Source organism: Lactobacillus sp. M0396 (genome assembly GCF_016101625.1).
Taxonomy (GTDB): domain Bacteria; phylum Bacillota; class Bacilli; order Lactobacillales; family Lactobacillaceae; genus Lactobacillus; species Lactobacillus huangpiensis.
On record NZ_JACFQE010000001.1, the window covers coordinates 1 to 24,213 of the forward strand.

General features: G+C 36.8%; 22 protein-coding genes. 18 read left to right on the forward strand and 4 right to left on the reverse strand.

Annotation, left to right across the window (positions count from 1 at the left end; all coding sequences use genetic code 11):
- The coding region (locus H3T43_RS00005) for an SLAP domain-containing protein (RefSeq protein ID WP_198211725.1) at positions 1-1,910 on the forward strand (1,910 nt) is incomplete at its 5' end.
- Positions 1,911-1,986: 76 nt separating this feature from the next.
- On the opposite strand, the gene H3T43_RS00010 is transcribed toward H3T43_RS00005, so the two are convergent.
- The 3 genes from H3T43_RS00010 to rpsD form a co-directional block, all read right to left on the reverse strand.
- Entirely contained in the window at positions 1,987-3,288 is a 1,302-nt protein-coding gene (locus H3T43_RS00010; protein WP_198211726.1) for a replication-associated recombination protein A, read from the reverse strand.
- The gene (locus H3T43_RS00015) at positions 3,289-3,756 is read right to left on the reverse strand and encodes a YueI family protein (protein WP_198211727.1); all 468 of its coding nucleotides are present in this window, start codon (positions 3,754-3,756) and stop codon (positions 3,289-3,291) included.
- Between the two features lie 71 nt (positions 3,757-3,827).
- Positions 3,828-4,439, reverse strand: coding sequence for a 30S ribosomal protein S4 (gene rpsD, locus H3T43_RS00020; protein ID WP_034979449.1), 612 nt, complete (start codon positions 4,437-4,439; stop codon positions 3,828-3,830).
- A 421-nt stretch (positions 4,440-4,860) separates the two neighbouring features.
- Between rpsD and ezrA the strand changes: the two genes are divergently transcribed.
- The 10 genes from ezrA (at position 4,861) to mreD (ending at position 17,169) form a co-directional block, all read left to right on the forward strand.
- A complete protein-coding gene (gene ezrA / locus H3T43_RS00025; protein WP_198211728.1) occupies positions 4,861-6,579 on the forward strand; it encodes a septation ring formation regulator EzrA in 1,719 nt (572 codons plus the stop codon).
- Between the two features lie 161 nt (positions 6,580-6,740).
- Positions 6,741-7,898, forward strand: coding sequence for a cysteine desulfurase family protein (locus tag H3T43_RS00030; RefSeq protein WP_198211729.1), 1,158 nt, complete (start codon positions 6,741-6,743; stop codon positions 7,896-7,898).
- Between the two features lie 7 nt (positions 7,899-7,905).
- The gene (gene thiI, locus H3T43_RS00035) at positions 7,906-9,123 is read left to right on the forward strand and encodes a tRNA uracil 4-sulfurtransferase ThiI (RefSeq protein ID WP_198211730.1); all 1,218 of its coding nucleotides are present in this window, start codon (positions 7,906-7,908) and stop codon (positions 9,121-9,123) included.
- 269 nt (positions 9,124-9,392) lie between these two features.
- The gene (locus H3T43_RS00040) at positions 9,393-12,032 is read left to right on the forward strand and encodes a valine--tRNA ligase (RefSeq protein WP_198211731.1); all 2,640 of its coding nucleotides are present in this window, start codon (positions 9,393-9,395) and stop codon (positions 12,030-12,032) included.
- A gap of 1 nt (position 12,033) precedes the next feature.
- Positions 12,034-13,311, forward strand: a complete 1,278-nt coding sequence (locus H3T43_RS00045) for a folylpolyglutamate synthase/dihydrofolate synthase family protein (protein ID WP_198211732.1) — start codon at positions 12,034-12,036, stop codon at positions 13,309-13,311.
- Complete coding sequence (locus H3T43_RS00050; RefSeq protein WP_198211733.1) at positions 13,292-13,972, forward strand: HAD family phosphatase; 681 nt, start codon at positions 13,292-13,294, stop codon at positions 13,970-13,972. The genes H3T43_RS00045 and H3T43_RS00050 overlap by 20 nt, the downstream gene beginning before the upstream one ends.
- 35 nt (positions 13,973-14,007) lie before the next feature.
- Complete coding sequence (locus H3T43_RS00055; RefSeq protein WP_034979433.1) at positions 14,008-14,631, forward strand: RadC family protein; 624 nt, start codon at positions 14,008-14,010, stop codon at positions 14,629-14,631.
- 98 nt (positions 14,632-14,729) lie between these two features.
- Positions 14,730-15,734, forward strand: a complete 1,005-nt coding sequence (locus H3T43_RS00060) for a rod shape-determining protein (protein ID WP_034979431.1) — start codon at positions 14,730-14,732, stop codon at positions 15,732-15,734.
- Positions 15,735-15,784: 50 nt separating this feature from the next.
- Positions 15,785-16,636, forward strand: coding sequence for a rod shape-determining protein MreC (gene mreC / locus H3T43_RS00065; protein WP_198211734.1), 852 nt, complete (start codon positions 15,785-15,787; stop codon positions 16,634-16,636).
- A complete protein-coding gene (gene mreD, locus H3T43_RS00070) occupies positions 16,636-17,169 on the forward strand; it encodes a rod shape-determining protein MreD (protein WP_198211735.1) in 534 nt (177 codons plus the stop codon). The genes mreC and mreD overlap by 1 nt, the downstream gene beginning before the upstream one ends.
- A gap of 28 nt (positions 17,170-17,197) precedes the next feature.
- On the opposite strand, the gene H3T43_RS00075 is transcribed toward mreD, so the two are convergent.
- The gene (locus H3T43_RS00075) at positions 17,198-17,338 is read right to left on the reverse strand and encodes a DUF4044 domain-containing protein (protein ID WP_081945343.1); all 141 of its coding nucleotides are present in this window, start codon (positions 17,336-17,338) and stop codon (positions 17,198-17,200) included.
- Positions 17,339-17,438: 100 nt separating this feature from the next.
- Between H3T43_RS00075 and H3T43_RS00080 the strand changes: the two genes are divergently transcribed.
- From H3T43_RS00080 to murD, 7 genes are all read left to right on the forward strand, one after another.
- The gene (locus tag H3T43_RS00080; RefSeq protein WP_198211736.1) at positions 17,439-17,765 is read left to right on the forward strand and encodes a DUF3397 domain-containing protein; all 327 of its coding nucleotides are present in this window, start codon (positions 17,439-17,441) and stop codon (positions 17,763-17,765) included.
- 166 nt (positions 17,766-17,931) lie between these two features.
- Entirely contained in the window at positions 17,932-18,363 is a 432-nt protein-coding gene (mraZ, locus tag H3T43_RS00085) for a division/cell wall cluster transcriptional repressor MraZ (protein WP_045927989.1), read from the forward strand.
- A gap of 2 nt (positions 18,364-18,365) precedes the next feature.
- Complete coding sequence (gene rsmH / locus H3T43_RS00090) at positions 18,366-19,313, forward strand: 16S rRNA (cytosine(1402)-N(4))-methyltransferase RsmH (protein ID WP_198211737.1); 948 nt, start codon at positions 18,366-18,368, stop codon at positions 19,311-19,313.
- Positions 19,314-19,325: 12 nt separating this feature from the next.
- Complete coding sequence (ftsL, locus tag H3T43_RS00095; protein WP_198211738.1) at positions 19,326-19,688, forward strand: cell division protein FtsL; 363 nt, start codon at positions 19,326-19,328, stop codon at positions 19,686-19,688.
- The gene (locus H3T43_RS00100) at positions 19,688-21,853 is read left to right on the forward strand and encodes a penicillin-binding protein (RefSeq protein WP_198211739.1); all 2,166 of its coding nucleotides are present in this window, start codon (positions 19,688-19,690) and stop codon (positions 21,851-21,853) included. The genes ftsL and H3T43_RS00100 overlap by 1 nt, the downstream gene beginning before the upstream one ends.
- A gap of 7 nt (positions 21,854-21,860) precedes the next feature.
- The gene (gene mraY, locus H3T43_RS00105) at positions 21,861-22,823 is read left to right on the forward strand and encodes a phospho-N-acetylmuramoyl-pentapeptide-transferase (RefSeq protein ID WP_232350217.1); all 963 of its coding nucleotides are present in this window, start codon (positions 21,861-21,863) and stop codon (positions 22,821-22,823) included.
- A 10-nt stretch (positions 22,824-22,833) separates the two neighbouring features.
- Positions 22,834-24,213 carry a UDP-N-acetylmuramoyl-L-alanine--D-glutamate ligase gene (murD, locus tag H3T43_RS00110; RefSeq protein WP_198211740.1) on the forward strand — a complete coding sequence of 460 codons (1,380 nt, stop codon included), beginning with the start codon at positions 22,834-22,836 and terminating at the stop codon, positions 24,211-24,213.

A 24,213-nucleotide genomic window follows, 5' to 3' on the forward strand; every position in this document is an offset into this window, starting at 1 on the left:
AAGCAGATAAAGATATTGAAGCAGCGACAAGTGTAGATTCAGTCAACAGCATTAAGGATAAAGCTATTAGTGACATCAAAGAAATCAAGAATAGTGCTGACAGTGAAAGCTTAGAACAATTAATAAGTGATGCTAAGACTGAATTCAGTAAAAAGCATGATGAAGCAGTAGCAAGACTCAAGAATGAATTTGGCAAAGATGCTGTGACAACAGAAGTTGACAATGCATTTGATACACATAAAAACATCACTGGTACAACAGTAGAAGAAGTTAAAGCAAACGAACTAGCAGCCGAAAGGGAATTGGCTAAAGGCGAAGTTAAGGACACTGGAGCCAATGCAAAGAATAGAGTTAACGGCTTAAAGCATAAGAACGGAAATGACTATACTGAAGCAGAAAAGAATGCTTTAAGGAATCAGATTGAAGAAGATGTTCATGAGGCTGTTGATGCTAAAGGGACTATTGATCAAGCTCAAGATACAGCAGGTGTGGATAAAGCCCGTGAAACTGCAGTTAACAAGATTGTTAATGAGTCGATCGCTGACAGTCCAGAAGGCAATAATGTAATCGAACAAGATCCAGAAGTTCTAAGAGAAAGACTTGCTCAGGCTCGAGAATCTGCAATTAAGGCCGTACAAGACAAATTTGGTAAAGATACAGATACTAGTTCTATAATTGCAGCCTTTAAAGATGCACAGGCAAAGCTTAATGAAAAGCCAAAAGACTTAGCGACTGAACTTAATGGTGAAAAAGAGATTGCTCAGGGAGCTTTAACAGATGCCAAGGCAGCTGCAAATAAGCGTGTTGATGGCAACTCCGACTACAGTGATGCAGTAAAGGGACAGATAAAGCAACAAATCCAGAAAGATTATGATGATTTTTCTAACCGCATAAAAGAGAGTGCAGCAGTTAGTGAGCTGATAACGCAAAAACGTGATGATGGGATAGCCCAGATATATCGTGATGCGACAGAAAGCAAAATAAATAATACTACTGAGAATGTTATAAACGGAGGAGGCGGTCAGTTAACGCCAGTAACGCCAGCGCCAGTACCAAATAACAAGCCTGATAATAAAGAGCCAGAACAAACAAAATCTGAAAAAGTAGTTTTGATGCATAATGCTTATCTTTACAATAGTAAAGGTCAACGTGCAAACGGCATTACATTAGGAACCGGTTCAGTTCTTGATACTTACGGCATTGAAACAATTAACGGTGACCAATATTATGTACTAGTTGACAAGGGTGCTAATAATAAGAAGTACTATGTTGCAATTGGCAATGTTAAGAGTACAGCTCAAAAACTGAAGCACAATGCTTATGTTTACAACCAATATGGTCAACGGGTAAAGAAAGCAGGCAAACTAAAGTCAGGCGAAGTTATTACCACTTACGGCAGTAGCGTTAAGATTCGCGGTAAGAAGTACTTTATCATTGCCAAGAATCGTTATGTAAAAGCAGCAAATATTGCAAGTCAAGATGTAACAATCGAAAAAGTAACAGTTAACCAAACTGCTGCTGTTGAGGCAGGAGACCAATCTCATATCATTATTAATAAGAAGGTAATGCATAATGCTTATCTTTATGATCAAAATGGTGTTCGTGCAAACGGCTTGGTAATAAATGCTGGTTCAAATATAGACGTAGTATCGCAAAAAGTTATCAACAAGAAGTTATATTATGCACTTGAAAATGGCTTGTATATAGCTGCAGGAAATATCGATGCCAAGAAACTGAAATTGAAGCATAATGCCTATGTATACAGTAAATATGGTAATCGTCTAGGTAAGAAAGTACTGAAGAAACGTAAATCAATTAAGACTTACGGTAATCCAGTAAAGATTAAAGGTAAGAAGTACTACACTATGACAACAAGCAAATTTGTTAAGAAAGCAAATGTTAAAGGATAGTAAATTTTCCTAACTAAAAAAGAATGCCACAATTGTTTGAGATAACAATTGTGGCATTTTTTATAGAAAAATTTTATTATTTTAAACCATCTTGCTGCATTTCATGCAAAGTTTCGTATTGTTTTTTTAATCCCTTTTCAATTTTAGAATTACCTTTAGGTTGAAAATATTTTTTCCCAACCAGTTTATCTGGTAGATACTGTTGAGGCACCCAATCGCTTGCAAAAGAGTGAGGGTAAATATAACCTTTGCCATGCCCTAATTTTGTGGCACCAGAGTAATGAGTATCTTTTAAGTCCGCCGGTATTCCGCCATAATCTTTATTTTTTACATCTTGCAAGGCTGAATCAATGGCACTAATAGCGCTATTGCTCTTTGGCGATAATGCCAATTCTATTACTGCATTAGCTAACGGGATGCGCGCTTCTGGAAATCCCAGATTCTTTGCTGCTTGAATGGCAATTTGTGTGTGCTGCACAGCAGCTGGATTTGCCAAACCGATATCTTCATAAGCAATCACACTTAATCGTCGACAAATTGCGACTAAATCTCCTGATTCAATTAATCTGGCCAAATAATGCAAAGATGCATCCGTATCAGAACCACGAATTGACTTTTGAAAAGCAGATACCAAGTCGTAATGACCGTCACCTTTGGCGTCAAAGTTTTGACTGCGTAACTGAATAGAATTAGCCATTTCATCTTGATTAATAGTTATTTCATCTTCATCATTTTGACCAGCTGCAATCATTTCCTGCTTGGTTGATCGCACTGCCAGTTCCAGTCCATTTAATGTGGCGCGTAAATCACCGTTGCCTTTTTGCACCAATAATTCTCTGGCATCATTAGTTAATTTTACATGGTATTTTCCTAAACCATTTTTATCATCTATAAGCGCACGGTCAATTGCCTTATTTACGTCTTCTTTTGCCAGTGGTTTTAGTTCAAAAATCTGACAGCGAGAACGAATAGCGGGTGAGATAGCAATATAGGGGTTTTCAGTTGTCGCCCCAATTAAAATAATTTGCCCTGATTCTAAAAGTGGCAGGAGAAAATCCTGTTTCGTTTTATCTAACCGATGAATTTCGTCTAGTAACAGTATGACAGTTCCACTTAATTTTCCTTCAGCTGCTACTTGTTCTAACTGCTTTTTGCTATCAGTAGCAGCGTTAAGCTGGCGAAAGGCATATTTAGTGGAGCCTGCAATAGCACTGGCAATACTGGTTTTGCCGATTCCAGGGGGGCCATAAAGAATCATCGAAGATAACATTTTGGCTTCGACCATTCTCCGAATAATTTTTCCGGGACCAATTAAATGTTGTTGACCAACAACTTGATTCAAATTTTGCGGTCTCATTCTATAAGCTAATGGCTTCATTTAATTATCTCCATGGAAAAGCCTATGCCAAAAGCCAGCTTTTTTTTGACTTGTATCAGCAAGCTGAGCTTTAGGCATTTCTGGTGGATAAACTTGACTTATTTCAATGCGCATTTTGTTAATGGCACTGGAAGCTACCACTAATATTGCTGAATCATCAGGACCAGTTTTAGCTGTCTCATTATTAACAATGGTAAAAGAAGTTTCGTATTTGCTACAATAAGTTTCTACCTGATCAACAAAATTATCATGCAAATTACCATTTATCAGTATATTGTAACCGACATAATCTTTGAAGTGTTGTAAAAAAAGTCTGGTTAATTTGGGATCCTGCACTTCAGAATTAGTCATTCTAACCAAAACTCGTTCACGAAGAGACCCTAAAAATCTTCTGCGTTCATCCGGTTTTGTCTGTGGCGTGATGCCTTGTGCAGCATTTGAAACTCTGGTATTTAAATCTTCAGTCATTGGTGAGATTTCCTTTCGGGTAGCAAAAACCCCTCTCCAAGTAGGAAAGGGGTTTTGTGAAAATGTAGAAATTAAAGTAACTTATTGTAATATTCAACAACTAGAGCTTCGTTAATTTCTGGTTCCATTTCATCACGTTCTGGAAGACGAACAAGTGAACCTTCTACTTTGTTATCATCAAATGAAACAAAGGATGGACGGGATACAACTGCTTCCAGTGCATCCTTAACTTGTTGCAAGTTCTTAGACTTTTCCTTGAGGCCAATGGTTTCACCAACCTTGACTTCGTATGAAGGAATATCAACACGCTTGCCGTCAACAGTAATGTGACCGTGGTTAACCAATTGTCTTGCTTGCTCTCTTGTAGTAGCAAAACCTAAACGGTAAACGATGCTGTCTAAACGGCATTCAAGTAAAGCCATGAAGTTAGTACCGTGTTCACCTTCACGAATCTTACCAGCACGTTTGAACAAAGTTCTAAATTGACGCTCGTTTAAACCATACATCCAACGCAACTTTTGCTTTTCGTGCAATTGCTCGCCGTATTCTGATAAACGACCACGTGAATTAGGACCGTGTTGACCAGGAGCATAGTTACGACGGCTAAGCTCTTTACCAGTACCTGAAAGTGAGATTCCTAATCTTCTGGAACGTTTCCAACTTGGACCTGTATATCTTGACATAAAATCCTCCAATAAAATCTGATAACAGTTTTTGGAGTAAAATAATTACGTATAAGTTTAACATTCGTGCATCTTAATTTTCATTTTCGCCTATTGCAGCGTCGGTTACTCGTTCACTAAAACGTATTAAGATGTTGACGTTCTTGCCACTTATAGCTGCAAATATTTTACACGTTCTATATTATAGTTGTATTGACTTATTAAAGCAAGGAAAACATTGACTGCTTTAAGTATTATAGGAAGAAAAAGAAAATTTGGTTTATAAAGACATATAAAAATCAATATTTTGTTTAAAAATAATGTAGTATTTATCAATACTGCATATCAATTTTTATAGCATAATGAAATGTGCTAGTTTAAAAACTCTTGCCCACAATAATGTAGAAGTTTGGTATAATTGGGGTAGTTTTGGAGGAAAAATATGTCATCGACTCAATCCATAGTTGTAATCATTGCAATTTTAATCATTATTATAATTATAGCACTCATGATCATAGTCAATCGACGCCAATTAAGGCAGATTCTTGAAGTGGACGATTTGATCACTAAAATTGCCAAAATGCATTTAGAAACAGACATTATTAATCTGGATAAAATGGATTTAGCAGGTGAGAGTCTGACTACACTGACTACTTGGCGCAAAAGCTATGAGCAGGCATCGACTAAAAAAATTCCTGCTGCGCAGAGCTTTCTTGAACAAGCTGCTGACCAAAACGCTCATTATCAAATATTCAAGGCCCACAAAAATATTAAACAGGCTCAGGAAATCATGGGTTCAACATATAAAGACGCTAAAAACACAAAGGAAGTTTTTACCGAATTACTTGAATCAAACCGTGAAAACCAAAAGCAGTATAATGACTTATTCAATCAATTTAAAGAACTGCGTAAGGGTGTTTTGGCAAATTCATACGAATATGGCACTGCACTTGATAAAATTGAAACTGATTTGACTAATATGGAAACTGACTTTTCAGAAGCTAAGAGTCTGACTGCTCAAGGAGACCAGGTTGAAGCAAAGCGCATTTTATCAAAGATTAAAGTGGCTTTGACAAATATCAGTTCCGTTCTTCCAGAAGTTAAAAATGCATGTCACCAAATTGATACAGTTTTCAAAGACCAACTGGATGAGCTTTCTGATAGTTATAAGAAAATGATGTCTTCAAAATACTACATTACTCAAGTTGACGTTTTAGCCGAAATTAAAAAAATTCGCGGTCAAGTGGCTGATGCAGCCAGATTACTGACAGAATTAAAAATATCTGATTTAAACACAAGTATTGCAAAAATCAAAAAGGAGATTGCTGCTCTATACGATACTTTGGCTAATGAATATAAGGCAAGACCTTTTGTAGAAGAAAATCAGGACAAAATCCAGAGACTTCTTGCTCATGAGCAGGTTGAGTCTAAAAACTTGGTGGCCAAATTGCGTCATATTGATGAGAGTTACGAGCTTACGCATAATGAGCTTGCTACCAGCAGGCAACTAGAGCAGGAAGTCAATGACATGGAACGGCAATATACAGTTGACACGCAAAATGTTGCTGACGGCAAAGGAGTTTATTCACAAATCAAGTCATCGTGGTTAAACATGCTTGACCGTTTACGTGAAATTAGCAATCAGCAAAAGACAATGTCGCAAGACGTCGATGGCCTTTATGATTCGGAGAATGTCGCTAATGATTCAATCAATCGTTTTAAACAAGAAGTGTCTTTAGTTTATCGGCGGTTAGAACGTAAAAATTTGCCAGGTAATCCGGATTCTTTTGTTCAAATGTATACATTAGTTGTTAATGAAATCGGTCATGTAGCAAAAGAATTGAGTCAAGTTCGTTTAAATATGGAAAAAATATCACAGGAATTAATCCAAATCACTGATGATGTTGAAAGACTAAAAAGAGAAGCTGATGACATTATTAATTCTGCGGATTTAGTCCAACTGACTTTGCAGTATTCAAACAAATATTCTGACAATGGTTCAATACAAAGTGCTCAGAAAAAAGCAATGGATCTTTATGAGCAAGATTATAATTATAAGGATGCTCTTGATACCATTGCAACTGCTATTGAAAAAGTGGAACCGGGTTCGTACCAGCGTTTAGAAAATTTATATTATTCGGATAAGAAAAATAATGACTAAATTTTATAAACTTTTGTCAAACAAAAATCTCAGCTTTAAAATTTGTAAAGGATTTTAAGGCTTTTTTATTGCTAATGAATAAATAATTGAAGCTTAGATTATTTTAAGTTACAATTTATAAGTTAATAGCTGACCTTGTAGTGTGTTGGAGGAGAAATTCCGTGATTTACTTTGATAATAGCGCCACGACCAAAATTGATCCTGCTGTTTTAGCGACTTATGATAAAGTAGCACAAACTATTTGGGGTAATCCATCTAGTTTACATAAACTGGGAGACCGTGCTTACCAACTTTTAGAAAGCTCGCGTAAACAGATTGCTAATCTTTTGGGTACAAAGCAGGATGAAATTTTCTTTACTTCCGGTGGTACAGAATCAAACAATTGGGCTATAAAGGGCACAGCATTACAAAAACGGCAATTTGGCAAGCATCTCATTACATCGAATGTTGAACATGCTTCTGTCGCTAATGCTTTTAATGCGCTGGAATACATCGGCTTTCGCGTAACTCACTTGCCAGTTGATAAACAAGGGCGTGTCAATGTCAATGATTTGCGCAATGCTCTTGATTCTGACACCACATTAGTTTCAATAATGGGTGTCAATAATGAGATTGGTTCAATTCAGCCAATTGATGAGATCAGTGATTTATTGTCTAACTATCCGACTGTAAGCTTTCACGTTGATAATGTTCAGTCACTGGGTAAAAATATTTGGTCACGAGTTTTTACTCCGCGTGTTGATTTCTCAAGCCTTTCCGCCCATAAATTTCACGCACCAAGAGGTACTGGTGTTCTTTATAAAAAAGAAGGCAAGATGCTGGATCCTTTGCATGATGGTGGCGGACAGGAAAAAGGTCTCAGATCTGGCACAGAAAATTTGCCAGCGATAGCAGGAATGGCTAAGGCTGTACGCTTGCTTTTAGAAAATGAGCAGGAAAAAGCTGCAAGAGAGGCTGCTATTAAGGAAAAAATAGTAAATTATTTGCAGGGCAAGCCTGGCATTACTATATTTTCTCCTGTCAATGACAATTTTGCGCCTCATATTTTATGTTTTGCACTTGAAGGCATCAGGGGAGAAACTTTAGTCCATACACTTGAAGAATATGACATTTATACTTCCACTACTTCCGCATGCTCCTCGACAAAAGTTGATCAAGCCAGCACATTAGTAGCAATGCATGTTGATGATAAAATTGCCACCAGTGCAATTCGTCTCAGTTTTGATGAATCCAATACGCTTGATGAAGCCGATGAGTTTATAAGAGTTTTTGACAAAATTTACCGTCATTTTGCCCCAATTAATCATTTAGGAGAATAGATTTTTTATGAAATATACTGAAATAATGGTGCGTTACGGTGAGCTTTCAACAAAAGGAAAGAACCGGAAAGATTTTATCGGTCGCTTAGACGGTAACGTTACTAAAGTGCTGCGTGAATTTCCACAGGTTGAAATTCATCCCCGTCATGATCGGATGCATATTGTTTTAAACGATGCTCCTTTTGAAGAAGTCGATCAACGCTTAAAAAAGGTTTTTGGCATACAAACTTATTCACCAACTATTAAAGTAGAAAAAACGCTGGCGGAAATTGAAAAAACTGCACTTGCTTTAATGAAGGAAACTTTTAAAAAAGGAATGACTTTCAAGGTTAACACTAAGCGAAGTGACCATCAGTTTTTATATGATACTAATGAATTGAATAAAATGGTTGGTGACTACCTTTTTTCACACATGGATGATCTAAAAGTAGAAATGAAACATCCTGACATTGTACTCAGAATTGAAGTGCGTAAAGATGCAGTTTACATTTCTAACCAGCTGCTTCATGGAGCTGGGGGAATGCCTGTTGGTACCGGTGGTCGAGCCGTCATGATGCTATCAGGAGGCATTGATTCGCCAGTGGCTTCCTATCTGGCCTTAAAACGTGGTGTTGATATTGACATGGTGCATTTTTACAGCCCACCATATACCACCGAAAAAGCTTTGAATAAAGCCAAAGAATTAACCGGCATTTTGGCTAATTATGCTGGTAAAATCAATTTTATTGCAGTACCGTTTGCAGAAATTCAGGAAACCATTAAGGAAAAAATTCCCGAGGGCTATTTGATGACTGTGCAAAGAAGATTCATGTTACAGCTAGCTGATAAAATTAGAGCTAAAAGAAGAGGATTGGCTATTTTTAATGGTGAGTCTGTTGGGCAAGTAGCTTCACAAACTTTAGAGTCAATGGCAGCAATTAACGATGTAACCACTACACCGGTCATCAGACCAGTTGCTACAATGGATAAAACCGAAATCATTAAATTAGCAGAAGAAATTGGAACATTTGATTTATCTATTCAACCCTTCGAAGATTGCTGCACCATTTTTGCGCCTCCTCGTCCAAAAACAAAACCTAAAATTGAAAAAGCACGTGAATTTGAAAATCGCCTGGATGTAGATGGCTTAATTGAACGTGCTCTGGCGGGCATACAAGTGACTTCAATTTACCCAAATGATAAGTTTTTAGCAGATAAAGCAGAAGAAGATGCTTCACTACTTTAAAAAGTATGTTATAATACGCCCAAAGCAGTAATTGAGAGGTATTAACCTTATAGATAGAGAAAGGCTCGTTGATGGTGAAAAGCCGAATGAAGGTTAATTGGTAGCTCGATTGGACTGGTTGGCTGAACTGAGAGTAAGCTAATCCGGCAAATGTGCCGTTATCATTTTTAAGAGAAGCAGAATTTATTCTGTTTAACCTTAGGTGGTACCGCGGTTAATTATATCGTCCTAGACATTTTGTCTAGGACTTTTTTATTGGGAGGAGAATTATGACAGATTTAGCACCAAAATACGATCCAAAAGAGGTCGAACAAGGCAGATACCAAAAGTGGCTTGATCAAGACTTGTTCAAGCCATCCGGGGATAAAAAAGCAGACCCATATTCTATTGTTATTCCGCCACCAAATGTAACTGGCAAACTTCACTTGGGGCATGCCTGGGATACTGCAATTCAAGATACATTAATTCGACTTAAAAGGATGCAGGGTTATGATACCTTGTATCTTCCAGGGATGGATCATGCAGGAATTGCAACTCAAGCTAAAGTTGAAGCCAAATTACGCAAACAAGGCAAAGACCGACATGAAATGGGTCGTGAAGCTTTTGTTAAGCAAGTTTGGGACTGGAAAGATGAATACGCTGCTATTATCAAGAGTCAGTGGGCAAAATTAGGTCTGTCTCTCGACTATTCCAGAGAGAGATTCACTTTGGATAAAGGCTTATCCAAGGCAGTGCGTCGCGTTTTTGTGCAACTGTATAATGAGGGTCTAATTTACCGTGGTGAATATATTATTAATTGGGATCCGGAGCTGCAAACAGCTTTAAGTGACATTGAAGTTATTCACCAAGACGATAAAGGTGCTTTTTACCATATTAAGTATCCGTTTGCTGATGGTTCCGGTTTTGTTGAGATTGCTACTACTCGTCCTGAGACAATGTTCGGTGATACTGCTGTTGCTGTAGCTCCCGGAGATGAACGCTACAAGGATATAGTGGGCAAGGAACTGATTTTGCCAATAGTAGGACGTCATATTCCAATTATTGAGGATCAACACGTTGATCCAGAATTTGGTACTGGTTTGGTAAAAATTACTCCGGCTCATGATCCTAATGACTTCTTGGTAGGCAATCGTCATAACTTAAAACGGATTAATGTAATGAATGACGACGGTACTATGAACGAAAATGCCGGTAAGTATGAAGGTATGGACCGTTTTGAATGCCGTGAAGCATTGGTTAAAGATTTAAAGGAGCAAGGCTACTTAATTAAAGTTAAGCCAATTGTACACTCAGTTGGACACTCGGAACGTTCTGGTGTTCAAGTTGAACCACGTCTGTCAACTCAATGGTTTGTTAAGATGAAACCTCTGGCGGATAAAGTTTTAGAGAATCAAAAAACTTCGGGCAAAGTCAATTTTGTACCAAAGAGGTTTGAACAAACTTTAAATCATTGGATGGAAGATGTTCATGACTGGGTAATTTCACGTCAATTATGGTGGGGACACAGAATTCCAGCTTGGTATAACAAGAAGACTGGCGAAATGTATGTTGGCGAAGAAGCACCAAAAGACATTGAAAACTGGAAACAGGACCCAGATGTTCTAGACACCTGGTTTTCAAGTGCTTTATGGCCATTTTCAACATTAGGCTGGCCTGATGAAGATTCTGCTGATTTTAAACGCTATTTCCCAACCAATGCTTTAGTTACCGGTTATGATATTATCTTTTTCTGGGTTTCACGGATGATTTTCCAGAGTCTGCATTTTACCCACAAGAGACCATTTAATGATGTTGTTCTTCACGGCTTGATTCGTGATGAACAAGGTCGCAAGATGAGTAAATCTCTGGGTAACGGTGTTGATCCAATGGACGTTATTGATCAATATGGTGCAGATGCTTTACGCTGGTTCTTGCTCAATGGCACAGCTCCTGGACAGGATACACGTTATAATCCTAAGCAATTGGCATCTGCATGGAACTTCATTAATAAGATTTGGAATGCTGCCAGATTTGTGATTATGAATTTACCAGAAGATGCACAAGCAGCCCATATCCCTGATACCAGCAAGTTTGATCTGTCAGACAGCTGGATTTTTGACCGCTTAAATCACACTGTAAGCGAAGTAATTCGTTTATTTGATGATTATCAATTTGGCGAAGCTGGGCGCGAACTTTATAACTTTATCTGGAATGATTTCTGCGACTGGTATATCGAAATGGCCAAAGTTGCTCTCAATGGTTCAGATGAAGAACTGAAGACTAGAAAACAAGAGAATTTAATTTGGATTCTTGATCAAATTTTACGTTTGCTTCATCCAATTATGCCATTTGTGACTGAAAAGCTGTGGCTGTCAATGCCTCATGAAGGCAAATCAATCATGGTTGCGAAGTACCCTAAACCTCACGATGAATTTGTTAATGACAGAGCGCGGCGCGATATGGCTTTCTTGATCGAAATTATTAAAGCTGTACGTAATATTCGAATGGAAGTTAATGCACCACTTTCTTCACCGATTGATATTATGATTCAATTAGAAGACAGCAATAATGAACGGATTTTGACTGAAAACGAAGATTACGTCAAGAATTTCTTGCACCCGAAGAACCTGACTATTGCTGCCAATATAACTGCTCCAAAATTAGCTAAAACTGCTGTGATTGCAGGAGCTCAAATTTTTGTTCCACTAGCCGATTTAGTTAATATTGATGACGAAATCAAGCGCATGACAAAAGAGGAGAAAGATCTCCAAGCTGAAGTTGAACGCTCAACCAAAAAACTGAATAATCAAGGCTTTGTAGCTCACGCACCAGAAGCAGTAATTAATAAGGAAAAAGCTAAAAAAGCTGATTATGAAAATCAACTGCAAAGCGTTCAGGAAAGAATTCAAGAATTAAAGAAGAGTGAATAATGTGACTTTTACTAAAGCTCAAGATGTGATTAATTATTTATATTCACTTCCTAAATTACATGAAAAGGCAGATCTATCTTACATAAAAAAAGTGCTGACCTTTTTGGATAATCCGCAAGATAAAGTTAAAACAATTCACGTCACGGGCACTAATGGTAAAGGATCTACTTCATACTATTTGAGCAGCTTGCTGCAAAAGGCTGGTCAGAAGACTGGCCTTTTTGTTTCGCCATATGTGTTCGAATTTAACGAACGTATTCAATTAAATGGGCAAAATATTAGTGACGCAGATTTAGTAAAGACAGCTAATGCCATAGAATCAGCTTTGACAAAAATTCGTAAAACAAACAACAATTTTTCTTTAGTAACTTTTGAGTATGAAGTGGTAATGGCCCTTTTCTATTTTGCAAGAAAAAAATGTGATTATGCTGTCATAGAAGTCGGTATAGGCGGTGAACATGACAAGACAAACGTGATTACACCTGAAGTCAGCATAATTACCACGATTGGTTTAGATCATGAACAAATTATCGGACCCACACTTCAGGATATTGCGCGTGAAAAAAGTGGAATAATTAAAAGGAATCGTCCTGTAGTTTTGGGTAATATTTCTAAAGAGGTGTTGCCCATAATTCAGCAAAAAGCACAAAAAGAACATGCGACAATAAAACTATTAGGAAAAGATTTTAAAATTTCCTTGCAAGAAAATTTAACTTATCAAGATCAAAATAAGAAAATTTCCTTTTTACCCAGACCTTTAGTAGAAGGTTATGATGTAGGTATCGCTATTTCTGCTGTTAGCCTTTTGGGAGTGAAACTTTCTGCAGCTGAAATTAAAGAGGCAATAAATCAAACCAAAATTCCTGGTCGTTATCAAATAGTGCAAAATAACCCATTAGTTATTCTTGATGGCGCACATAATATTCAAGCCATGCAAAACCTGCTTAATTTTGCTCATTTTGAACAGAAGAAAAAACAGGGCAAAGTTAGAGTTTTGATTATGATGATGAAAGATAAGGATATTGAGCAAGTATTTAAATTGTTTAAACCAGAAGATGAAGTATACATTACAACAATTGATTATCCTCGTGCAGCCAAGAAAAAAGATTTCCCGACTTGGATTCAAGAAAAATACCAATACCAAGCTGACTGGAAAACATCTTTTAGGAGTTTAAAGCAGAAGAGTCAAACAAATGATATACTGCTAGTGACGGGATCGTTTTATTTAGTCGGAAATATTTTACAAATGGAGACAAAAAATGCGGGTTCAAGGTCTTGATGATGAAATTAAGGGAATATTATTCGATATGGACGGATTGCTGGTCAATTCTGAAAATTTGTATTGGGAAGCTAACATACAGGCTGCTAAAGAAGCAAATCTAGGCACTCCGGATGATATCTATCTTAAATTAGTTGGCTCAACAACCACTGATATGGACGATTTTTATCGGAAATACTTTAAAAATAAGAAGCAGCGGGACCAATTTATTAAGCGTACGGATGAGTTAGTGTGGCAGTGGACCGAGGAAGGTAAACTAAAATTGCGTCCTGGAGTACAAAAAGCTCTTGATCTTTTTCAAAAAGCTGGTTTGCCGATGGCAGTGGTTACCAGTAACACAGAAGATGTGGTAGAGCATAATTTGTGGGCAACAGGTAGCCGCAATTATTTTCAGTTTCATTTAAATTATGATGATGTTAGAAAAAATAATGTTCAGCCAAAGCCTGCTCCGGATATTTATCTTTTGGCGACTAAAAAGCTACGTGTTCCTCAAAATAACATTTTAGTTTTTGAGGATTCTTCTCCAGGGTTATTAGCGGCTGTTAACGCAGGTTTAAAATGTGTAATGGTGCCTGATTTAATTCCGGCAAGTAAAAACGACTATCAAAATGCTGCATTTGTCTGTAAAGATTTTAATGAATTTCTGAAAAAGGTTTGTTAATTTTCGACGTATTTAATAGTGAAAGGAATGGTTTTATGGAATTGATAAAATCTAATCACTATTTATTGAAAACTGACTGGGAAATGTTAAACAGCCTTTTTGCTGAGTTAAAAGAACATGGAATAGAGAAGTTCGATGAACTTTTTATAAAACTGACAGAGCTAAAAATCATGAATTTAGATGATTTGCTTAAATATATTTCTGGCAGTCAATGCGATAAAAATTTAGCTGTTCTTTGTGAGGGACTGCTTGAAAGACTGAGGTCGGCGGTTCCAGATCGTGAACTTATTATGACATCCAGTGATGAAGTAGGTACCTATTTATTGGATAAGTTGGCTGGCCGTAAACAAGAAGAGCTTTGGGCAGTTTATATTGATAACAGTAATCATATTGTTGCTGAAAAAAGATTATTTCAAGGAACTTTAGATAAGTCAATTGCTCACCCACGGGAAATTTTCCGTTGGGCAGTAATTTATGCCTGTGCCGGCTTTTTTGTGGTTCATAATCATCCAAGTGGCAATTTAATTCCATCAAAAAGCGATATAGAGCTAACTAAAATGCTTTTTGCTGCTTCTGAATTATTTCATATTGACTTTCTTGATCATTTTATTGTGGGGAAGGGACAATATGTGAGTTTGCGTGAACGACAATTATTTTAAATTCATCTTAAAGTTACATTTCATTTTCTTTTTTAAGTTGCACTTTATGCTATAATTATTCAAGATTTAGAGACTGCAATAATTAAGGAGAGATTTACGTGTTTGGATTAGGAGCAAAAAATATTGGCATCGATTTAGGGACGGCCAATACTCTTGTTTATATGGAAGGCAAAGGAATTGTCTTAAGGGAGCCTTCTGTTGTGGCTAAAAATACCCATACTGGAAAAGTAATAGCGGTAGGGTCAGAAGCAAGAGAAATGATCGGAAGGACACCGGAAAGCATAGTGGCTATCAGGCCAATGAAAGATGGTGTAATTGCTGATTATGATACAACTGCCTCTATGCTTAAGTATTTTATAGAAAAGACTGTAGGCAACTCCAAACCTTCAGCTATGATTTGTGTACCTTCGGGAGTAACTGAAGTTGAAAAACGGGCAGTTATTGATGCTGCTCGTGTAGCTGGTGCGCGTGAAGCCTTTGTAATAGAAGAACCGTTTGCAGCCGCCATTGGAGCTGGATTGCCAGTAATGGATCCTACTGGTTCAATGGTCGTGGATATTGGTGGTGGGACTACTGATGTAGCAACGATTTCTCTTGGTGGAATTGTTTCATCTACATCAATTCGTCAAGCTGGTGATAAGTTTAATACTGCAATTGTAAATTATGTACATTCAAATTTTAATCTTTTGATCGGTGAAAGAACCGCTGAAGACATAAAAATCCAAATTGGCTCCGCTTCAGTTGAAAAGGCAGAAGGAATTGAATCTGTCAATATTCGTGGACGTGATTTAGTTACCGGATTGCCAAAATCAGTTGATGTTAAAGCAGTTGATGTTTCAAAAGCAATTCAAGATGTCGTTCAAGATATTATTGTTGCTATTAAAGAAACTCTAGAACAAACCTCTCCTGAAATTGCAGCAGATGTAATTGATCATGGTATTGTGCTAACTGGTGGTGGTGCTTTACTAAAGAATTTACCAGATGTTATTTCAGAAGCTACTAAAGTTCCAGTATTTATAGCACAAGACCCATTAGATTGTGTTGCAGTTGGTACAGGTGAGTCTCTGAAAAATATTGAAGTAATGCGTAGAAGTCGCAGATAATATAAAAAGTCGGCTATTATTGCCGATTTTTCTTTAGGGACTGTATCCAAATGAAGAAATTTTTACAGAATAAAAAACTGTTGTCAGCATGTCTTGCAGTTATTGTAGTATTTATAGTTTTAGGTGGTAGTGTAAGCTTGCGTAATAAGCGCAACACTCCATTAATTATTCAAAGCTTTGGTAATGATATAGTCGCTGTAGGGTCAAGGGTTATTGATTTTCCTCTTAGTTTTGTGTCTGGCAGTTTAAATAATGTGCATGATTTGCTGAATACTCAAGATGAAAATAACTATCTTAAGAGCCAAATAACCGATTTGGAACAAACAAAGGCTCGTAACTCAAGTCTTGAAGCAGAAAACAAACAACTTAAGTCCGCTTTAAAGTTAAAAGAAACTTTAACTGACTATAATATGGTTCAGGCTTCGGTAATTTCGCGTTCACCAGACAGTTGGACAGATCTTTTAGTTATCAACAAGGGAACTACTTCTGGCTTACGTAAAAACATGGCTGTGATGTCGGGCGGTGGAGTTATTGGTCGTATAATAGAGGTAAATGCTGCTTCTGCAAAGGTGGAATTAATTACCACTAGTGACAAGTCGGCAAACCGCTTTGCAGTTCAAGCTCAAGCCACAAACGGAAAAAAGGTTCATGGCATAATTACAGTGATAGGCAACAAAACTTTAGCTTTTACTCAAGCAATGGATAGTAAAAAGCTCAAGCGTGGTACGAAAATTTACACTAGTGGAATGGGCGGTAATTCTCCTAAAGGATTATTAGTAGGAACTATTTCTGCTACAACACATGACTCATTTGGCTTATCTGATTTAATCAAAATAAATCCAGCTGGCGAATTAAACGATCCTTCAGTTGTCACTGTTATCAAAAGGAAAGTGAGCGACTAATGAAGACACTGCGAAAATTTACTCTTGTCTTAGCATTATATGTTGCTTTAGCTGTTAGCGGAAGCTTGTCCTTTTACCTGCATCAGTTTTTTTCATTCGGCAAAGCTTCGAACTTATTAGTACCTGTTAGCATGATGCTAATCGCGCTATTTGATGACACTAATGATAAAGAAATTTGGTTGGCTTTAGGTGCAGGTATAGTCAGTGACATTTATTTTTTTGGCATTATAGGTATTTACGCAATTATTTTGCCAATAGTTTCATGGCTATTGCAAAAATCTGCACGATTTTTGCCTGAGGTATTTTGGGCCAGAGTTCTGGCAGTTTTAATTGCTTCTGTTCTAACTCAAGGCTTCACGTGGCTGATTTTGAATATGACAGGTTTGTCAAGTATTGGTATTTTGAAGCTGGTGCAAAGTATTTTGCCAACTCTGTGCTGGGTATTTATATTTATTTGTGCCACCTATAAATTATGGTGGAATCTGGCTCTTAACTATCCTTTTATGGTTAATTTAGAAAATTACCGGCAATAAAAAACGTGAGATATAAGTCTCACGTTTTTTATTCGAAAAAGCCAAAGCTTGATAATGCACCAACAGCCTGCATTACAACTGCCGCTAACGTAATTATTGCCATCAGCCAAGCCATAGCAATTGTTAATTTTTGAAATTTGGATCTCTTTTTCTTATGTCTTCGCGTCATTGATTGACCTCCTACTTGAACAATATTTTATGCTACTTAATAGTTTTTTTCAATCGCGGAGTAAGATAAAATAGATATTAAATGATAGAGGATGTAGCCAATGTTTTTAATTATCTTGATACCTGTTATAGGTCTTGCTTTAGCTTATATTGTTAATAAAATGTTTCCTAAAGCTCAATTCAGGGGATATGACCTATTGCCTTTCTTTTTTATATATGCATGTCACTTAATTACCATACACCAAAAAAGACCTGAGTTTTTGCCTTATGGTTTCTTCGTTTTTTTCTTCTTAGTTATAGTTATAGCAATATCTGATGCTGTTAAAAATAAAAATCTCTCTTTAAGTCAAACTCTGCGTAAAATCTGGGATTACTTAACTGTAAATACTATTTTTTGGTATCTGGGTCTATTATTTTTGATGATATAGTCAAACTTTTTAATAAAAAAATTTTAAAAAATCTAGTCGCAAACCTGAATTGGTTTGCGATTTTTTCTTTTTGTGTCATTAAAAAATAAATATTTAACTTTTTTGACTAAAAAGTGGTAGGAAGTGGTGAATTGTGGTAAATTATTTAGTGGAAGGAGGCTAAGCCATGTTCATGGGTGAATATCATCACAATCTTGACAGCAAAGGGCGTTTAATTATACCTGCCCGTTTGCGTAGCCAAATAGGTGACAAAATGATATTTACTCGCGGAATGGAAGGCTGCATTTTTGGCTATACTACTGAGGCATGGCAAAAAATTGAAGCTAAATTAGCGCAACTTCCATTGACTAAGAGAAATGCGCGTAGCTTTACGCGTTTGTTCTACTCTGGTGCGATGGAATGCGAATTTGACAAACAAGGTCGTGTGAATCTGACCACAACGCTGAAGAAACATGCTTCCCTTGTCAAAGAATGTGTCATTGTAGGAGTTTCTGATCGAATTGAAATTTGGTCTAAGGAACGTTGGGAAAGCTTTAGTGATGAAGCCAATGAAAACTATGATGATATCGCAGAAAATTTGGATGAAATTGAACTATAATTATGGAATTCAAACACACCAGTGTACTCTTACACCAAACAATCGATAATTTAAAACTAAAAAATGGTGGTCTTTATGTAGACGCAACTTTTGGCGGTGGCGGTCATGCAAAATATTTATTGAGCAAACTTACAAGTGGTACATTAATTGGTTTTGATCAAGACGAATACGCAATAAATTCGGCTAAGTTAAACTTTGCTGATTTACTTACTCAAAATGCCGATCCTAAATTAAAATTGGTACATGATAATTTTAGCCATTTAAAAGCGAATCTGGTTGAGCTGGGTTATCAAAATGGTATAGATGGGATTTACTATGATTTGGGAGTTTCATCGCCACAATTTGATCAAGCACAAAGGGGTTTTTCTTATCGCTTTGATGCAAGATTAGATATGAGAATGGATCAAGAGCAAAGTCTTGATGCTTATCAATTAGTTAATAACTCAAGCCAAAAAGAATTGGCGAATATTTTGTATAAATTTGGTGGAGAAAAATATTCTCGCCAGATTGCCCATAAAATTGTCATTAAAAGACAAAAAAAGCCAATTGAGACAACATTTGAACTAGTTGATATAATTAAGGAAGCAATTCCTGCGTTTGCAAGAAGGACTGGTGGGCACCCAGCAAAAAAGACCTTTCAGGCTTTGCGTGTTGCTGTGAATCACGAGCTTGATGTTTTAAATGAATCACTTGAAGAGGCGGTTCATTTGTTAAAACCTGGTGGTCGAATTGGTGTGATTACCTTTCAGTCTGATGAAGACAAAATTGTAAAAAATATTTTTAAAAAATACTCTGAAGTTGATGTACCTAGGGGAATGCCAGTTATTCCTGACAACTTGAAGCCAATGCTTCGTTTAGTTAACCGCAAACCCATTGTTGCCTCACCCGAAGAGCTAAAGAATAATAATCGCTCACACAGTGCAAAGTTGCGAGTCGCAGAAAAATTGTAAAGAGGAAAAACAATGGCTGATAATTTAGCAAGAAAAGTAGAGTTTAATCCTAATGAGCAAAGGGATCCAAAGAAGAGACAACGTCAAGTTCTCAATCATCACAACGTTGCTTGGACCGGCTTTGAAAAGTCCTTGCTTGTATTGGGAACAATAATAACCATTGGCTTAGTGACAATGCTAGTTTCTTCCAGTATTTCTGCTACTTCAGCTCAACATGAACTTACCAAGGTGCAACGGTCTGTTGCAAAAGGGCAAAGTCAAGTTGGAGATTTGCATCAAGAATTAGGTGAGTTAACCTCAAGCTCTCGTATGAGTAAAATTGCACGTAGCAAGGGGTTAGCTTTGAATGAGAAAAATATTAGGACTATACGCTGATGAAAAAGCATAATAGCAAAATAAGTAACTCTAATTCCAAAGCTCACGGATACCGTTTTACAGTCGGGAGATTTCTCGAGGTAGCTGTTGCTTTGGTTTTTCTCGTATTTATAGGAAGATTTTTATATATTGGCATTTCAAAGACTATTAGTGGACAAAATTTAACTGCTAAAACTGAGCAATTATATATGCGTAATCAGGTATTAAAGGCTAATCGCGGTACTATATATGACCGTAATGGCCTGGCAGTTGCTCAAGATTCTCATTTATATACTATTTATGCTATTTTAGATAAATCTTCTATCAATTATAAAAATAAGCCTGAATATGTTGTGGATAAGAATAAGACTGCTAACAAATTAGCCCAAGTCTTACCTCTTAAAACTGACGAAATTTTAAAATATCTTAATCCTGCACACCCTGTTTTTCAGGTACAATTTGGTACTGCAGGTTCCAATTTATCAAAAAAGCAAAAAGATAAAATTGAAAAGATGAATTTGCCTGGTATTAAATTCTTTGAAACCCAGTCTCGGCTTTATCCTAACGGTAATTTTGCTTCTCACGTAATAGGAATGGCTACCCCGGTATATGATAAAAAAACCAAGCAGCAGAATCTTGAGGGTACCATGGGACTTGAAGCATGGTATGATGACGTGCTTACTGGAAAAAATGGTTATCAGGTTTCAGCGGTGGATGCTTCTAATTTTCAGACGCCAAATAGTGCGCATACTTACAAGGCACCGGTTGACGGTAACAATATTTATCTAACTATTGATTCACAATTGCAAGAGTATCTTGAAAATAGGCTCTCCTATGTCCAAAATACGTTTAATCCGGTTTCCATGACGGCTGTCGTTGAAGACATTAAAACGGGTAAAGTTTTAGCTGCGTCTCAAAGACCAACTTTTAATCCGCAAACGAAAAAGGGTCTAAAAAACTCATATCGCAATATTTTAGTACAAGATACTTATGAACCAGGCTCTGTATTTAAAGTTCTAACGCTTTCATCATCTGTAAATAGTGGAAATTACCACTCTAATCAATATTATAATTCAGGATCTGTTTCTGTTAATGGATCCGTAATTCACGACTGGCAGCCTCACGGCTGGGGAAGTATACCATTTTCACAAGCTTTTCCTCGTTCGAGTAATACTGGCTTTGTTCATATTGAGCAGCAAATGGGTGCCAAGACCTGGAAAAAATATTTGAAAAAGTTTCATATTGGCGAAAAAACTGGAGTAACCTTGCCCGGTGAACAACCAGGAACCATAGCATTCAGTTCTCCGATTGATCAAGCAGTAACTAGTTTTGGTCAAGGTGTTGATGTCAATGTTATGCAAATGATGCAGGCATTTAGCAGTCTGGCAAATGATGGGCAAATGGTAAAACCGCAATTCGTTGAAAAAATTACGGATGCTGATAATCATACTATAACCGGTTATCAAATTAAAAATGTAGGTCAACCAGTTTACACTAAAGAAACTGCATCTACCGTACTTGAAAATATGCGTCGAGTTTTAAATAAACGCATTGGAACAGGTTCCGCATACCAAATGAAAGGTAAGAGTATTGCCGTTAAAACAGGTACTGCTCAGATTGCTAACCTTAAGGGCGGAGGCTATCTTAAGGGTAACAATAATTACATCTTTTCAGTGGTTGGGGTCACTCCTGCTAAGCATCCACGATACTGCATTTACATTACTGTCAAACAGCCACGTAAAATGAGTAAACCAGCTGAAGTAATACTTTCATCAATTTTTAAACCCATGATGAATAGAGTAATTCTAATGTCTAAAAATGGGTTAAGCAGTCCAACTGCTGTTAAAACGCCCAATCTAAAAGGCTTAAACTACAAAGAGGCCGAAAAGGTTGCACAGCGTGTTGGTTTAAGACTTGCTAAGATTGGTAAGGGTGATAAAATAACTGAACAGTCTTACTCGGCAGGTCAAAAACAACAGTCAGGAAAATTAATGCTTGTTCGTACTGCTGGAAGTATAGAATGTCCAGACATGAAGGGCTGGTCTATTGATGAGTTGCACCAGTTTGCTGATTTAACTGGGGTTAAGCTAAGCATAAAAGGTACAGGAGTAGTTTTTAAGCAAAGCTTGGCTATAGGACAACCTGTTAAATCAGGCACAAAAATAAAAATACAATTAAAGGAGTAGCATTTTTATGCTGATTATTAGCATTATTGCATTAGTAAGTTCACTAGCGTTGACTGGGATCATTCTGCCTTGGATGATTATTTTCATGAGGACCCATCACGAAGGACAAGAAATTCGTGATGAAGGTCCTAAATGGCATGAAAAGAAATCAGGAACGCCCACAATGGGTGGGATAGTCTTTGTTTTGGCAGCTGCAGTATCTACCATTTGGGTTAGCATTTGGCAACACCAAACTTCTAAACTAATTTGGATTTTACTAATCAGTTTGCTTGGCTACGGAATAATCGGCTTTTTAGATGATGGTATTAAACTGTTTTACAAGCGCAATTTAGGTTTGCATGCCTGGCAAAAATTTTCCTTACAAATACTCGTTGCTATTGTGATTGTCATTATTGCAGCTACAGATAATTTTCAATTTAAACTTTTTATACCATTTTTTGGTATTGTGAACAGTGCTATTTTATTTACCATTTTTGTAATTTTTTGGCTGGTTGGCTTTTCCAACGCTGTTAATCTCTCAGATGGATTAGATGGTCTAGCAACGGGACTGTCAATTATTTCTTATGCTACTTATTCTTATATTGCACTTAAACAAAAGAATTTTGGTATTTTAATTTTTTGTATGAGTGTTATAGGTGGTTTGATTTCATTTTTTATTTTTAATCATAAACCTGCTAAAATTTTCATGGGTGATGCCGGATCTTTGGCATTAGGAGGTGGATTGGCTGCTGTCAGTATTTTTTTAAACAGACCTTGGTCTCTTTTATTAATTGGAATTGTGTTTGTTTGTGAAACAGCGAGTGTAATTCTACAAGTAATCTCTTTTCAAACTACAGGTAAGAGGATTTTTAAAATGACACCAATTCATCATCATTTCGAAATGCTGGGGTATTCTGAATGGAAAGTAGATATTATTTTTTGGATAGTTGGATTAATTGGTAGTTTTTTATATTTAATAATATGGGGATAAAATTAGGCAAATGAAGCAGATTGAGACTTATCAGAACAAAAACATTTTGGTTTTAGGTCTGGGCAAAAGCGGTTTTGCAGTTAGTAAATTGCTGCTTAAACTAGGTGCAAAGCTGACTTTAAATGATCAAGCTGATTTGAGTAAAAATCAAAATGCACAGGAATTGAAAAAAAAGGGTGTCCGCGTGATTGGCGGCAGGCATCCAATTGAATTATTAAGTCAAGAAAGTTTTGATTATTTAATAAAGAATCCTGGCATCCCTTATGAAAATCCAATGGTACAAGAAGCCCAAAAACTAAACTTGCCTATTATTACCGAGCCAGAAATTGCATTGAGTGTTAGTGATGCCCCTTATATTTGCGTTACAGGTTCGAATGGGAAGACCACTACAGTAATGCTGACCCAGAAAATTCTTGATCATCATTTGTCTAAAAGTGGACATCATGCATACGCAGTAGGGAACATTGGCGTACCAATATCTGAAGTGGTTGAAAAAGCGACCAAGGATGATATTTTAGTCTGCGAAACTTCCAGTTTTCAGTTACTTGGTGTTACAGATATTAATCCTAAGGTGGCAGCAATCATTGACATTTACCACAATGTTCACTTGGATTATCATAAAACTTTTGAAAATTATGTTAATGCCAAACTGAATGTTACTCGTACGCAGAGTCCAGATCATTATTTTTTAGCTAATTTTGATCAAAAAGATATTTTGAAAAAAGAAAGGAAAGTTACAAGAGCAAAATTAGTAACTTTTTCTGAAAATAGTCAAAATGCTGATTATTTTATTGCCGATGGATATTTACAAAATCAGCAAGAAAAAATAATGAAGACATCTGACATGAAATTACCTGGAATTCATAACCAGCAAAACGCATTAGTTGCAAGTGCAATTGCACAAATAATGGGTGCAGATACCAATGATATTAAAGCTGTTTTAACAACTTTTGCCGGCGCAAAGCACCGCTTGCAATACGTGATGACATTAGAGGGGCGCAAAATATACAACGATTCTAAATCTACAAATATTGAAGCAGCTTCTGTTGCAATTCCTTCTTTTGAAGATCCGGAGGTCTGGATCGCTGGTGGCTTAGATCGAGGATTTACTTTTGATTCTTTAGTACCTCTTTTAAAAAAACACGTTAAAGCGGCTGTTTTATATGGAGAAAGTCGTTATTTATTAGCAGATGCTGCTAGAAAAGCGGGTATTAAACAAATTGTAATTGAAAACACTTTACAGGAAGCAGTTCCTAGCGCATATGAATTAACAAAACCTGGTGACGTATTGTTGTTTTCACCGGCTTGTGCGTCATGGGATCAATTTAGAACATTTGAAGAACGTGGAGACTATTTTGTTAATTTTGTAAAGGAATTGAAGACGAAATAA

Coding starts and splice junctions, on each gene's coding strand:
- H3T43_RS00010 (WP_198211726.1), bottom strand. CDS start 3,288: ATGAAGCCATTAGCTTATAGAATGAGACCGCAAAATTTGAATCAAGTT.
- H3T43_RS00015 (WP_198211727.1), bottom strand. CDS start 3,756: ATGACTGAAGATTTAAATACCAGAGTTTCAAATGCTGCACAAGGCATC.
- rpsD (WP_034979449.1), bottom strand. CDS start 4,439: ATGTCAAGATATACAGGTCCAAGTTGGAAACGTTCCAGAAGATTAGGA.
- ezrA (WP_198211728.1), top strand. CDS start 4,861: ATGTCATCGACTCAATCCATAGTTGTAATCATTGCAATTTTAATCATT.
- thiI (WP_198211730.1), top strand. CDS start 7,906: ATGAAATATACTGAAATAATGGTGCGTTACGGTGAGCTTTCAACAAAA.
- H3T43_RS00040 (WP_198211731.1), top strand. CDS start 9,393: ATGACAGATTTAGCACCAAAATACGATCCAAAAGAGGTCGAACAAGGC.
- H3T43_RS00050 (WP_198211733.1), top strand. CDS start 13,292: ATGCGGGTTCAAGGTCTTGATGATGAAATTAAGGGAATATTATTCGAT.
- H3T43_RS00055 (WP_034979433.1), top strand. CDS start 14,008: ATGGAATTGATAAAATCTAATCACTATTTATTGAAAACTGACTGGGAA.
- mreC (WP_198211734.1), top strand. CDS start 15,785: ATGAAGAAATTTTTACAGAATAAAAAACTGTTGTCAGCATGTCTTGCA.
- mreD (WP_198211735.1), top strand. CDS start 16,636: ATGAAGACACTGCGAAAATTTACTCTTGTCTTAGCATTATATGTTGCT.
- H3T43_RS00075 (WP_081945343.1), bottom strand. CDS start 17,338: ATGACGCGAAGACATAAGAAAAAGAGATCCAAATTTCAAAAATTAACA.
- H3T43_RS00080 (WP_198211736.1), top strand. CDS start 17,439: ATGTTTTTAATTATCTTGATACCTGTTATAGGTCTTGCTTTAGCTTAT.
- mraZ (WP_045927989.1), top strand. CDS start 17,932: ATGTTCATGGGTGAATATCATCACAATCTTGACAGCAAAGGGCGTTTA.
- rsmH (WP_198211737.1), top strand. CDS start 18,366: ATGGAATTCAAACACACCAGTGTACTCTTACACCAAACAATCGATAAT.
- ftsL (WP_198211738.1), top strand. CDS start 19,326: ATGGCTGATAATTTAGCAAGAAAAGTAGAGTTTAATCCTAATGAGCAA.
- H3T43_RS00100 (WP_198211739.1), top strand. CDS start 19,688: ATGAAAAAGCATAATAGCAAAATAAGTAACTCTAATTCCAAAGCTCAC.
- mraY (WP_232350217.1), top strand. CDS start 21,861: ATGCTGATTATTAGCATTATTGCATTAGTAAGTTCACTAGCGTTGACT.
- murD (WP_198211740.1), top strand. CDS start 22,834: ATGAAGCAGATTGAGACTTATCAGAACAAAAACATTTTGGTTTTAGGT.